Raw genomic sequence first — 12,025 nt, 5'->3', positions numbered from 1 at the left:
TTTTTTTTGAGAAAACCGTTTACGGTACCTATTTTAAGACGACCGAATATAAAGGCCGTCTGAAAACAAAACAATAATAAACCGACACACCCTATCATTAATATTCCGACCGTTTGAAAATTCAGACGGCCCGAACTCCGACCGACGACATTCAAGAAAGCAAGGTATCCCATGACACAGCAAATCAAATACAAACGCGTATTACTGAAACTCTCCGGCGAATCCCTGATGGGCTCTGATCCATTCGGCATCAATCACGATACCATCGTTCAAACCGTCGGCGAAATTGCCGAAATCGTGAGAATGGGCGTGCAAGTCGGTATCGTTGTCGGCGGCGGTAACATTTTCCGCGGCGTATCTGCACAAGCGGGTAGCATGGACCGCGCCACTGCCGACTACATGGGCATGATGGCAACCGTCATGAACGCGTTGGCACTCAAAGATGCATTTGAAACCTTGGGCATCAAAGCGCGCGTACAATCCGCACTGTCTATGCAGCAAATCGCTGAAACTTACGCCCGTCCTAAAGCCATTCAATATTTGGAAGAAGGCAAAGTCGTGATTTTCGCCGCCGGTACCGGTAACCCATTCTTCACGACCGACACTGCCGCCGCATTGCGCGGTGCGGAAATGAACTGCGACGTGATGCTCAAAGCGACCAACGTTGACGGCGTGTACACCGCAGACCCGAAAAAAGACCCATCTGCAACACGCTACGAAACCATTACTTTTGACGAAGCCTTGTTGAAAAACCTCAAAGTGATGGATGCCACCGCTTTCGCCCTCTGCCGTGAACGCAAACTCAATATCGTGGTATTCGGCATTGCTAAAGAAGGCTCGCTCAAACGCGTAGTAACCGGTGAAAACGAAGGCACACTGGTTCACTGCTAATCATTGAAAGGCCGTCTGAAACAGCCGAACGGGATACATTCGGCTTTCAGACGGCCTTTTATTTTCAGTTGGTTGCGTGGGCAGTTCCCATCGCTTGAACAGGTTAAGGGCTTGCTTGACCATAATATCCAACCGACAACGATACAAAAGGATACCCCATGAATATCACCGTCTTGGCTGTCGGCACGAAAATGCCGCGTTGGGTCGATGAAGCCGTCGGCGAGTACGCCAAACGCTTCGGGCGCGATGTCAATTATGCGCTGAAAGAAATCAAGCCGGAAAAACGCGGTGCGGGTGTGAATGCGGCTCAGGGCATGGCGGCTGAAGAAAAACGCCTGCTGGAAGCCATCCCGCAAGGCGCGTTTTTGGTGGTATTGGACGAGCGCGGCAAAGCGCCGACTTCGGTCGAATTGGCGCAACACTTGAAAAGCTGGCAGCAAAACGGCGAACACGTCTGCTTTATTATTGGCGGCGCAGACGGCATGACCGACCGTTTGAAACAGCAGGCAAACATGATGATACGCCTTTCCAGCCTGACCTTGCCGCACGGCATGGTGCGCGTTTTATTGACCGAACAGCTTTATCGTGCCGTTTCGATTTTGCACAACCATCCGTATCATCGGGAATAATCCGCTTTGAGTGCAGGGATAAGAAGGCAATGCCGTCTTGTCGGTTTGAAAGGGAATAGGGCAAGTCGGTTAAAAGCGGGGTTGAACCTGTTTTCAGACGGCCTGATTTTTCCGCATGAATCCTTTATAATCGTTTCTTTGATAAATCAACATCTTTCGGGAGAACCCAAATGTCCGATTTCCGTCAAGACTTCCTCAAATTCGCTTTGGCACAAAACGTGTTGAAATTCGGCGAATTTACGACCAAGGCCGGCCGTCAGTCGCCTTATTTTTTCAATGCCGGTTTGTTCAATGACGGCGCATCGACTTTGCAACTGGCGAAGTTTTACGCCGAAGCCATTATTGCCAGCGGCGTGAAGTTCGATATGCTGTTCGGCCCAGCCTATAAAGGCATTATTTTGGCGGCGGCAACAGCGATGATGTTGGCAGAAAAAGGCGTAAACGTACCGTTTGCCTACAACCGCAAAGAAGCCAAAGACCACGGCGAGGGCGGTGTGTTGGTGGGCGCGCCTTTGAAAGGCCGCGTGCTGATTATCGATGATGTGATTTCCGCCGGTACATCCGTGCGCGAGTCGGTCAAACTGATTGAGGCCGAAGGCGCAACGCCTGCCGCAGTGGCCATTGCGCTCGACCGCATGGAAAAAGGCACGGGCGAATTGTCGGCGGTGCAGGAAGTCGAAAAACAATACGGCCTGCCGGTGGTTTCGATTGCCAACCTGAACGACTTGTTCACGCTCTTGCAAAATAATGCCGAATTTGGCAGCTTCTTCGAGCCGGTCAAAGCCTATCGCGAACGTTACGGCGCGGTTTAAACCATAACATTATGCTCAGGTCGTCTGAAAACTGTTTCAGACGGCCTGAAACATTAGCTAAAATATATATTTTTGATTCAATACACTTACGGAAATACTCATGCCTGCTTGTTCTTGTCCTCATTGTAAAACACCGCATTGGGTGAAAGATGCCCAGTTGAATGTAGCGCAGGGTTTTGTGGTCTGCACGCGTTGTTCGGGGATGTTTAAGGCCAAGGATTATCTGTCGGGCAACCTGCCGGCCGATCCGGCTCATCTGCCTGTGGCGGTAACGGATGTGCGCCTCGTGCATAACATCGGCGCGCAAATCCTCAAGCATTCCAAACTCTCGCGCAAAGAAATTTCCAATTTGCTCAACAGCGCGATCAAGGAAGAGCCTAAGGCGGAAGAGCAGGCGGCGGTCAAAACGCGCAAGGACGGTTTCAACTGGACGTTGGCATCGCTGATTGCGCTGACGGTTTTGATTATGCAACTCTTTTATCTTGCCCTGCTATGAGTGCCATCGCCCATTTTGTCGCCAGCTTTCGTGAAGCCGCGCCCTATATCCAATATTTGCGCGGCAAAACCATGGTGGTCGGCGTAACCGACAGCCTGTTGGAAGGCGAAACCTTGATTCGTTTGGCCGCAGATTTGAATCTGTTGGCCAGCTTGGGCTTGCGTTTGGTCTTGGTACACGGTTCGCGGCATTTGCTCGACAAATTGGCTTCGGGTCGGAATTTTGTTCCGAAATACAGCGGCAGCCGACGGATTACCGATGAAGCGACCCTGATGGAAGTGAAGCAGGTGGCGGGAATTATCCGCAGCGATATCGAAGCCGCCTTGTTCAGCAGCGTATCTGCACAACAACGGAGCAAGCCGCCGGTTATCGCGTGTGGCAACTTTATTACCGCCCGTCCGTTGGGCGTTATCGACGGCGTGGACATGGGCTATACCGGTACCGTCCGCAAAATCGACGCGGAAGAAATCCGTTTGCGCTTGGACAGTGGCGCGGTGGTGCTTATCAGTCCTTTGGGACATTCGTACAGCGGCAAAACCTTCAATCTGAGCATGTGTGAAACCGCGCAGGAAGTGGCCATGGCTTTGCAGGCAGAGAAGCTGGTTTTCTTGACCGAAGAAGCCGGTATCCGCCGTGCCGATGGTTCGTTGGCCAATACGTTGTCTGTCGGCGAAGTGCAGGAATTGATACACGACAATCCCGATGCGCCGGCCGATTTGCTGCATGCGGCGGTAGGCGCGTTGGAAAACGGCGTATCACGGGTGCAGATTCTCAACGGCCGTGAAGACGGCAGCCTGTTGCGCGAGCTGTTTACCCGCGAGGGCAGTGGTACATCTATTGCCCGTGAGCCGTTTGTTTCCATCCGTCAGGCACGCAGCGACGACATTCCGCACATCATCGCCTTAATCCGTCCTTTGGCGGAACAAGGCATCTTGTTACACCGCAGCCGCGAGTATTTGGAAAACCATATTTCCAGCTTTTCCGTATTGGAACACGATCAAAACATTTACGGCTGCGTGGCGTTGAAAACCTTTTCCGAACCAGACTGCGGCGAATTGGCCTGTCTGGTGGTGTCGCCCGAAGCGCGCGATGGCGGCTACGGTGAATTGCTGTTGGAACATCTGTTCCAAAAAGCGCGCGCCTTAAATATCAAAACGCTTTTTGCCTTATCCACGCACACGGGCGAATGGTTTGTCGAACGGGGCTTTCAGACGGCCTCAGCCGATGACCTGCCTGCCGAACGCCGGCAGGAATACAATGCCAACGGCCGCAATTCCAAAGTATTCGTTTATGACTTGCAGGCCGTCTGAAAAACTTCAATCCTATTATCCGTTTTTAAAAATTACTCAAATCTTATGTTGAAAATCATCTCTGCCAATGTTAACGGCATCCGCTCCGCCTATAAAAAAGGTTTTTATGAATACATCGCCGCTTCCGGTGCCGACATCGTCTGCGTGCAGGAACTGAAAGCACAAGAGGCTGATCTGTCAGACGATATGAAAAATCCGCACGGTATGTACGGCTACTGGCATTGCGCCGAAAAGCGCGGTTACAGCGGCGTGGCGGTATACAGCAAACGCAAACCCGACAATGTGCAAATCGGCATGGGCATTGAAGAATTTGACAGAGAAGGCCGTTTTGTCCGTTGCGATTTCGGCAAGTTATCGGTGATTTCGCTGTATCTGCCCAGCGGCAGCAGCGCGGAAGAGCGCCAACAAGTGAAATACCGCTTTTTGGACGCGTTCTATCCCATGCTCGAAGCCATGAAAAACGAAGGACGCGACATCGTCGTCTGCGGCGACTGGAACATTGCCCACCAAAACATCGACTTGAAAAACTGGAAGGGCAATCAGAAAAATTCGGGCTTCTTGCCTGAAGAACGCGAATGGATAGGCAAAGTCATCCACAAGCTCGGTTGGACGGATATGTGGCGCACACTTTATCCGGATGTTCCGGGCTATACCTGGTGGAGCAACCGCGGACAAGCGTATGCGAAAGATGTCGGGTGGCGTATCGATTATCAGATGGTGACGCCGGAGTTGGCCGCCAAAGCCGTTTCCGCACATGTTTATAAAGACGAGAAATTCTCGGATCACGCCCCTTTAGTTGTGGAGTATGACTATGTTGCCGAATAAGGTTTTTGGTAAATATGATTGGAATATAAACGGCAAAACCGGCGTAGGCGCGGCGTGGGTCGTGGCGGCATTTGTATTGCCTATGCTGGTGTGGGCGGTGTTTATGTTGGCGCGGATGTCCGGCTGGGTTGCCCCGACCAAGGCCAATCCGACTTGGGCGTTGGTATGGCTGCTGTTTTCCCTGCCTTGCCTGCTGATTGCGGCCAAATGCTTTGCTTGGAAGGGCTGGCGGCTGGTGGCTAACATCGTACTTTGCCTGGCAACTTGTGCCATCCTCAGCGTGCCTGCTGCATTGCTGATTGCATTTACACTTAACGACTTGCTCAAATAGGCCGTCTGAAATGCAGAGCTTCGAACTCGAAGAAATGGCACTATTTCTGATACGTGATGCGGATGAAGCGGAAATGTGGATAGACCGCTGGGCGGTCAGCTATCCGATTGTTCAAACCGCCGAAGCCGATAGTCAGCAAACCATTTCCGAATGGCAACACGCCATTCAGACGGCCTTCAACCATATCGTCAGCAAAAATATTGCCGTCGTGGCTCATGGTGCAGGCGTGTCCGCATTTTTGGCATGGTTGTACCAAGCCGACATCATGACGCAAAAACGCCTGACCAATATTATTTTGGTCTCGCCGTGCCCAGAAGCTTTTCCCGAGGACGAAATCCATACGTTCCAACGTGTCCGCTGCCCTTGCCGCACAGCGTTGGTTATCGCCGAAACAAACGGCACGCCACGCGATTGGGCGCAAGAGCAGGCCGACCGGTGGAACGCTCGTCTGCTTCAATCGCCGCATTCCGGCCAGTTAAACGGCGCACTCGGCGGCTGGCAATGGGGCATGAAGCTGATGCAGGAAATGTTGTTGAGTAAGTAGTGTAGCAGTATCTATTAATATTAATAAACGAAGGCCGTCTGAAACCTATATGTATTTCAGACGGCCTTTGTTTGCAAATATCATGTTAAATATAATTAAAAGAAACTATTCTCATTTCTTTTATGAGGCAATATAATTCGGTTGTTTCGTTAAATTGAGTATAAAAATGCAAATACCATTTCATTTAGCTTTATTACCCACGTTGATTATTGCTTCCTTCCCTGTCGCTGCCGCCGATACGCAGGACAATGGTGAACATTACACCGCCACCCTACCCACCGTTACCGTGGTCGGATAGTCCGACACCAGCGTACTCAAAGGCTACATCAATTACGACGAAGCCGCCGTTACCCGCAACGGACAGCTCATCAAAGAAACGCCGCAAACCGTTGATACGCTCAATATCCAGAAAAACAAAAATTACGGCACGAACGATTTGAGTTCCATCCTCGAAGGCAACGCCGGTATTGACGCTGCCTACGATATGCGCGGCGAAAGCATTTTCCTGCGCGGCTTCCAAGCCGATGCATCCGATATTTACCGCGACGGCGTGCGCGAAAGCGGACAAGTGCGCCGCAGCACCGCCAACATCGAGCGCGTGGAAATCCTGAAAGGCCCGTCCTCCGTGCTTTACGGGCGTACCAACGGCGGCGGTGTCATCAACATGGTCAGCAAATACGCCAACTTCAAACAAAGCCGCAACATCGGAGCGGTTTACGGCTCGTGGGCAAACCGCAGCTTGAATATGGACATCAACGAAGTGCTGAACAAAAACGTCGCCATCCGCCTCACCGGCGAAGTCGGGCGCGCCAATTCGTTCCGCAGCGGCATAGACAGCAAAAACGTCATGGTTTCGCCCAGCATTACCGTCAAACTCGACAACGGCTTGAAATGGACGGGGCAATACACCTATGACAATGTGGAGCGCACACCCGACCGCAGCCCGACCAAGTCCGTGTACGACCGCTTCGGACTGCCTTATCGCATGGGTTTTGCTCACCCGAACGATTTTGTCAAAGACAAGCTGCAAGTCTGGCGTTCCGATCTTGAATACGCCTTCAACGACAAATGGCGTGCCCAATGGCAGCTCGCCCACCGTACGGCGGCGCAGGATTTCGACCATTTCTATGCAGGCAGCGAAAACGGCATCCGCATCAAGCGCAACTACGCCTGGCAGCAGACCGAAACAAAACCCTGTCGTCCAACTTCACGCTCAATGGCGACTACCACATTGGGCGTTTTGAAAACCACCTGACCGTAGGCATGGACTACAGCCGCGAACACCGCAACCCGACATTGGGTTTCAGCCGCGCCTTTACAGCCTCCATCAACCCCTACGACCGCGCAAGCTGGCCGGCTTCGGGCAGGCTGCAACCCGTCCTCACCCAAAACCGCCACAAAGCCGACTCCTACGGCATCTTTGTGCAAAACATCTTCTCCGCCACGCCCGACTTGAAATTCGTCCTCGGCGGCCGTTACGACAAATACACCTTTAATTCCGAAAACAAACTCACCGGCAGCAGCCGTCAATACAGCGGCCATTCGTTCAGCCCCAACATCGGCGCAGTGTGGAACGTAACGCCTGCCCACACGCTCTACGCCTCGTATAACAAAGGCTTCGCACCTTATGGCGGACGCGACGGCTATTTGAGCATCGACACTTCGTCTTCCGCCGTGTTCAACGCCGATCCCGAATACACCCGCCAATACGAAACCGGCGTGAAAAGCAGTTGGCTGGACGACCGCCTCAGCACCACATTGTCCGCCTACCAAATCGAACGCTTCAATATCCGCTACCGTCCCGACGCGCAAAATGATCCCTACACTTGGGCTGTCGGCGGCAAACACCGTTCGCGCGGTGTGGAACTGTCCGCCATCGGACAAATCATCCCCAAAAAACTCTACCTGCGCGGTTCGTTGGGCGTGATGCAGGCGAAAGTCGTTGAAGACAAAGAAAATCCCGACCGCTTGGGCATCCATTTGGACAACACCAGCAACGTTACTGGCAACCTGTTCTTCCGTTACACGCCGACCGAAAACCTCTACGGCGAAATCGGCGTAACCGGTACGGGCAAACGCTACGGCTACGATTCAAGAAACAAAGAAGTCACCACGCTTCCCGGCTTCGTCCGAACCGACGCCATGCTCGGCTGGAACCGCAAAAACCTGAACCTCACTTTCGCCGTCGGCAATCTGTTCAATCAAAAATATTGGCGTTCGGATGCCATGCCGGGTAATCCGCGCGGCTATACTTCCCGGGTAAATTACCGTTTCTGATGAAATCAGGCAAAGGCCGTCTGAAAATAAGGCTATGATCTAAGCCATATTTCAGACGGCCTTTTATAAAGGTTGAAATAAAACTAAACACATTTTTTCACTCAAATCGAACACACCTCCAACAAAATGCCATAAAATCCGCCCATTGATTTGAATGTAAAGAGATACCTATGAAACTGAAAACCTTAGCTTTGACTTCATTGACCCTGTTGGCATTGGCCGCTTGCGGCAAACAGGCGGAAACCAGCGTTCCGGCAGACAGCGCCCAAAGCAACACATCCGCTCCGGCAGCCCCTGCCGCATTGACCGAAGGTGTCAATTACACCGTATTGTCCAATCCGATTCCGCAACAGCAGGCCGGCAAAATCGAAGTATTGGAATTCTTCGGCTACTTCTGCCCGCATTGCGCCCATCTTGAGCCGGTTTTGAGCGAGCACATCAAAACGTTTAAAGACGATACCTATATGCGCCGGGAGCATGTCGTGTGGGGTGATGAAATGAAACCTTTGGCACGTTTGGCGGCCGCAGTGGAAATGGCCGGTGAATCAGATAAAGCCAACAGCCATATTTTCGATGCGATGGTTAACCAAAAAATTAACTTGGCCGATACCGATACCCTGAAAAAATGGTTGTCCGAGCAAACCGCGTTTGACGGTAAAAAAGTATTGGCTGCATTTGAAGCGCCCGAAAGCCAAGCGCGTGCGGCTCAAATGGAAGAGTTGACCAATAAATTCCAAATCAGCGGTACACCAACCGTTATCGTCGGCGGCAAATACCAAGTTGAATTTAAAGACTGGCAGTCCGGCATGACCACGATTGACCAGTTAGTGGACAAAGTACGCGAAGAGCAGAAAAAGCCGCAATAAGTTGAGGATTGAATAAGCAAGGATTTCGCGCTCCTTCCACTTCGTTTTCCTTTACTATGCTGAAAGATCCAAACAATGTGTGATTACTGTTCTGACCTGCGACCTACCGTTCGTATCAGGGTTCCGAAAGAATTATCGCAAATGTTACTGCGAGCCTCTGATCGTTTAGCAGACGGCACGCTCATCGACATTACCCCAGCCTACGCCAAAGTTTATGGTCCCAGCCTTGATTTTGCTAAAACCATTGCCAATAGCGGTTACATTACCCATACTGATTCTCAGGGTAATCGTGACATATATGGTTGGAACGATTTCGTGGTACATTATTTTCAATGTACGCACTGCAATGCCGTTTTCAGTCTTGGTGCCGAAACCTACCATGGTAGTGGTGGCCAATGGGAAATGTTGGAAGAGGCATCGGTACGCTATGAAAATCCTTAAAAGGAATAGATTTCATAGTTATATGTGAATAGTAATTCTTGCTAGAGTAAAAATAAAAACGCCGTCTGAAACTTTTCAGACGGCGTTTTCTGTAAAATTAGCTTACAAACCTGGGAACATGCCTTTCATTCCCTTCATGCCTTTGGCCAAACGCATCAGTTTGCCCAAACCGTTGCCACTGAACATCTTCATCATTTGTTGCATTTGTTCAAACTGTTTGAGCAATTTATTCACTTCCTGCACGGTCGTACCCGCGCCCATTGCAATACGGCGTTTGCGGCTGGCTTTGAGCAGGGCAGGGTTGGCGCGTTCTTTTGGAGTCATCGAGTTGATGATGGCTTCTACTTTGCCCATCGCTTTTTCAGCCGTGCCTTCGGGGATTTGTTTCGATATTTGACCCAGTTCGCCAGGCATTTTTGACATTAGGTTTTCCAAGCCGCCCATATTGCGCATCTGTTGGATTTGCTCTTTAAAGTCGTTGAGGTCGAAGCCTTTGCCTTTTTGCAGCTTTTTCGCCATTTTGGCGGCGGCTTCTTCATCAATACCTTTTTGAACGTCTTCAATCAGGGTCAATACGTCGCCCATGCCGAGGATACGGCTGGCAAGACGGTCGGGGTGGAAAGGTTCGAGGCCGTTGATTTTTTCGCCGACACCGATAAATTTAATCGGTTTGCCGGTTACATGGCGTACGGACAATGCCGCACCGCCGCGCGAGTCGCCGTCCATCTTGGTCAATACGACACCGGTCAGCGGCAGGGCTTCATTAAATGCCTGAGCAGTGTTCACCGCATCCTGACCCAACATGGCATCGATAACGAACAAAGTTTCAACCGGGTTGACCGCCGTATGAAGCGCTTTGATTTCGTTCATCATCTCTTCATCGATTGCCAAACGGCCGGCGGTATCGACCATCAAGACATCGTAAAAATGTTTTTTGGCGTAATCGACGGCGGCAGTTGCAATCTCAACCGGTTTTTGGTTGGTATCGGATGGGAAAAAGTCCACGCCGACCTGTTCGGCCAACAGGCGCAGCTGTTCAATCGCGGCAGGGCGGTAAACGTCGGCGGATACCACCAAAACTTTTTTCTTCTGATCGTTTTTCAGCAGGCGGGCGAGTTTGCCGACGGTTGTTGTCTTACCGGCACCCTGCAAACCGGCCATTAAAACGATGGCAGGCGGTGAAACCGACAAATCCAGTGTTTTGTTTTCCTTGCCCATCAGTTCGACTAAGGCTTGGTTGACCACGCCGATAAAGGCTTGGTCAGGCGTTAGGCTGCCGACGACTTCTTGGCCAAGGGCCTGTTCTTTGACTGTGTTGACGAATTCTTTAACGACGGGCAATGCAACGTCGGCTTCCAGCAGGGCAAGACGAACCTCGCGCAAGGCTTCTTTAATATTGTCTTCGGTCAGCGTTGATTGGCCGCGAATATTTTTAAGTACCTTGCTGAAGCGGTTGGTCAGGTTGTCTAACATACTTATCCTTGATAATGAGAATAGCTGCCCAATACAGGGCATTCTTTGTTAAAATAAAATTCGGATTATTTTACACGATAGTCCGAAGTTATGCTTCAAGAACACAAACACGCACACCAAGGCCGTCTGAAACCCTGCCGGCTGTCCGTCTAGTGTTCACATGTCTATTGAGAAAGATATTTATGCCGATTGTCTTAATCTGCCTTATGCTGGTGTATGCCGGATTGGGCGCATTTTCCTGGTTGCAACATAAAAAGCACAATAATAAGTCTTACCCGCTGAAAACCGAGCTGCTGATTTTGAGCGGCGCATTATTGGTACATGGCGCAGCATTGATGTTCCCAGTATTGCAGGATAGGGTATTGATTACCGGTTTCGGCTATTCGCTCAGTCTGATAGTCTGGCTGATGCTGATGATGTACTGCTTGGGCAGCTTCTTTTATTGTCTGCGCGGAGTGCAACTCTTATTGTATCCCTGCGCCGCATTGACCTTATTATTGGGTTTCCTCTTCCCAGGGGATTTTTCAGGTCGTCAAATCGTAGACTTATTGCCGCTGTCGCACATCGCATCATCATTGCTAGCATACGGACTATTTGGCATCGTTACCTTATTTGCCATCCTGATCCTTTTGCTCGACCGCAATCTGCACAAACGCCGTTTTTCCGCATTGGTTAGCTTCTTGCCGCCATTATTGAGTTTGGAAAAACTTATGTTTCAAGGTATGTGGGCAGGTTTCGTTTTATTGACCTATTCTGTAATCAGCGGTACGTTTTTTGCAGAAACTATTTTCGGCAAGCCGATGACCTTCACGCATAAAACCATCTTCAGTATTATGTCGTGGCTGATTTATGGCGCATTATTGTTGAAACACAGCATGACCGCATGGCGCGGCAAAAAAGCCGCCGTTTGGACTATTGTCGGATTTGTCAGTCTGATTTTTGCCTATGTGGGCAGTAAATTTGTCCTAGAAATTGTCCTTCAACGTATTGGATAAATAGAAAACATAAAAAAGGCCGTCTGAAAGAGCAATTCAGACGGCCTTTGTTTTGTGTTTTTTTTGTATGTATGGATTGTGTAGGAAGTTTGATTGTATTTTTTATAAAATAAAAACCCTGTTAAAACAGGGAAG

The 12,025-nt window shown here is 50.5% G+C and carries 12 protein-coding genes and 1 pseudogene; 12 read left to right on the top strand and 1 reads right to left on the bottom strand.

The window, feature by feature from the left end; genetic code table 11:
* Positions 1 to 171 precede the first annotated feature (171 nt).
* The 11 genes and pseudogenes from pyrH (at position 172) to ACTHR7_RS07520 (ending at position 9,422) form a co-directional block, all read left to right on the top strand.
* The gene (pyrH, locus tag ACTHR7_RS07570; RefSeq protein WP_003708812.1) at positions 172 to 891 is read left to right on the top strand and encodes a UMP kinase; all 720 of its coding nucleotides are present in this window, start codon (positions 172 to 174) and stop codon (positions 889 to 891) included.
* Between the two features lie 158 nt (positions 892 to 1,049).
* Positions 1,050 to 1,520: a 23S rRNA (pseudouridine(1915)-N(3))-methyltransferase RlmH gene (rlmH, locus tag ACTHR7_RS07565; RefSeq protein ID WP_150538023.1), complete on the top strand. Its 471-nt coding sequence runs from the start codon at positions 1,050 to 1,052 to the stop codon at positions 1,518 to 1,520.
* A 170-nt stretch (positions 1,521 to 1,690) separates the two neighbouring features.
* A complete protein-coding gene (gene pyrE / locus ACTHR7_RS07560) occupies positions 1,691 to 2,332 on the top strand; it encodes an orotate phosphoribosyltransferase (protein WP_293204882.1) in 642 nt (213 codons plus the stop codon).
* A gap of 100 nt (positions 2,333 to 2,432) precedes the next feature.
* Positions 2,433 to 2,828 (top strand): MJ0042-type zinc finger domain-containing protein, encoded by a 396-nt coding sequence (locus tag ACTHR7_RS07555; protein ID WP_150540693.1) that lies wholly within the window; start codon positions 2,433 to 2,435, stop codon positions 2,826 to 2,828.
* On the top strand, positions 2,825 to 4,138 hold the full coding sequence (gene argA, locus ACTHR7_RS07550; RefSeq protein ID WP_293204885.1) for an amino-acid N-acetyltransferase: 1,314 nt from the start codon (positions 2,825 to 2,827) through the stop codon (positions 4,136 to 4,138). The genes ACTHR7_RS07555 and argA overlap by 4 nt, the downstream gene beginning before the upstream one ends.
* Positions 4,139 to 4,183: 45 nt before the next feature.
* The gene (locus tag ACTHR7_RS07545; RefSeq protein ID WP_250581015.1) at positions 4,184 to 4,963 is read left to right on the top strand and encodes an exodeoxyribonuclease III; all 780 of its coding nucleotides are present in this window, start codon (positions 4,184 to 4,186) and stop codon (positions 4,961 to 4,963) included.
* A complete protein-coding gene (locus ACTHR7_RS07540) occupies positions 4,950 to 5,294 on the top strand; it encodes a hypothetical protein (RefSeq protein WP_070608462.1) in 345 nt (114 codons plus the stop codon). Before ACTHR7_RS07545 ends, ACTHR7_RS07540 begins: the two co-directional genes overlap by 14 nt.
* A gap of 10 nt (positions 5,295 to 5,304) precedes the next feature.
* Positions 5,305 to 5,838, top strand: a complete 534-nt coding sequence (locus ACTHR7_RS07535) for an alpha/beta hydrolase (RefSeq protein WP_070645239.1) — start codon at positions 5,305 to 5,307, stop codon at positions 5,836 to 5,838.
* A 166-nt stretch (positions 5,839 to 6,004) separates the two neighbouring features.
* Positions 6,005 to 8,115 (top strand): annotated as a pseudogene (locus tag ACTHR7_RS07530) (TonB-dependent receptor).
* A 170-nt stretch (positions 8,116 to 8,285) separates the two neighbouring features.
* Positions 8,286 to 8,981: a thiol:disulfide interchange protein DsbA/DsbL gene (locus ACTHR7_RS07525; protein WP_003749428.1), complete on the top strand. Its 696-nt coding sequence runs from the start codon at positions 8,286 to 8,288 to the stop codon at positions 8,979 to 8,981.
* 141 nt (positions 8,982 to 9,122) lie between these two features.
* On the top strand, positions 9,123 to 9,422 hold the full coding sequence (locus tag ACTHR7_RS07520) for a hypothetical protein (RefSeq protein WP_079453970.1): 300 nt from the start codon (positions 9,123 to 9,125) through the stop codon (positions 9,420 to 9,422).
* Positions 9,423 to 9,524: 102 nt separating this feature from the next.
* Here the strand turns inward: ACTHR7_RS07520 and ffh are convergent, their stop codons facing one another.
* Positions 9,525 to 10,895: a signal recognition particle protein gene (ffh, locus tag ACTHR7_RS07515; protein WP_070645238.1), complete on the bottom strand. Its 1,371-nt coding sequence runs from the start codon at positions 10,893 to 10,895 to the stop codon at positions 9,525 to 9,527.
* A gap of 182 nt (positions 10,896 to 11,077) precedes the next feature.
* Between ffh and ACTHR7_RS07510 the strand changes: the two genes are divergently transcribed.
* Complete coding sequence (locus ACTHR7_RS07510) at positions 11,078 to 11,890, top strand: cytochrome C assembly family protein (protein WP_070461213.1); 813 nt, start codon at positions 11,078 to 11,080, stop codon at positions 11,888 to 11,890.
* Positions 11,891 to 12,025: the final 135 nt, after the last annotated feature.

This window comes from Neisseria sp. P0007.S010 (genome assembly GCF_051962875.1).
Lineage (GTDB): Bacteria > Pseudomonadota > Gammaproteobacteria > Burkholderiales > Neisseriaceae > Neisseria > Neisseria subflava_A.
The sequence above is the reverse complement of the archived record's forward strand: the minus strand, read 5'-3'. Positions and strand labels throughout refer to the sequence as shown.

What these genes read in the sequence shown, in the direction of transcription:
- pyrH (WP_003708812.1), top strand. Translation starts at nt 172, where the DNA reads ATGACACAGCAAATCAAATACAAACGCGTATTACTGAAACTCTCCGGC.
- rlmH (WP_150538023.1), top strand. Translation starts at nt 1,050, where the DNA reads ATGAATATCACCGTCTTGGCTGTCGGCACGAAAATGCCGCGTTGGGTC.
- pyrE (WP_293204882.1), top strand. Translation starts at nt 1,691, where the DNA reads ATGTCCGATTTCCGTCAAGACTTCCTCAAATTCGCTTTGGCACAAAAC.
- ACTHR7_RS07555 (WP_150540693.1), top strand. Translation starts at nt 2,433, where the DNA reads ATGCCTGCTTGTTCTTGTCCTCATTGTAAAACACCGCATTGGGTGAAA.
- argA (WP_293204885.1), top strand. Translation starts at nt 2,825, where the DNA reads ATGAGTGCCATCGCCCATTTTGTCGCCAGCTTTCGTGAAGCCGCGCCC.
- ACTHR7_RS07545 (WP_250581015.1), top strand. Translation starts at nt 4,184, where the DNA reads ATGTTGAAAATCATCTCTGCCAATGTTAACGGCATCCGCTCCGCCTAT.
- ACTHR7_RS07540 (WP_070608462.1), top strand. Translation starts at nt 4,950, where the DNA reads ATGTTGCCGAATAAGGTTTTTGGTAAATATGATTGGAATATAAACGGC.
- ACTHR7_RS07535 (WP_070645239.1), top strand. Translation starts at nt 5,305, where the DNA reads ATGCAGAGCTTCGAACTCGAAGAAATGGCACTATTTCTGATACGTGAT.
- ACTHR7_RS07525 (WP_003749428.1), top strand. Translation starts at nt 8,286, where the DNA reads ATGAAACTGAAAACCTTAGCTTTGACTTCATTGACCCTGTTGGCATTG.
- ACTHR7_RS07520 (WP_079453970.1), top strand. Translation starts at nt 9,123, where the DNA reads ATGTTACTGCGAGCCTCTGATCGTTTAGCAGACGGCACGCTCATCGAC.
- ffh (WP_070645238.1), bottom strand. Translation starts at nt 10,895, where the DNA reads ATGTTAGACAACCTGACCAACCGCTTCAGCAAGGTACTTAAAAATATT.
- ACTHR7_RS07510 (WP_070461213.1), top strand. Translation starts at nt 11,078, where the DNA reads ATGCCGATTGTCTTAATCTGCCTTATGCTGGTGTATGCCGGATTGGGC.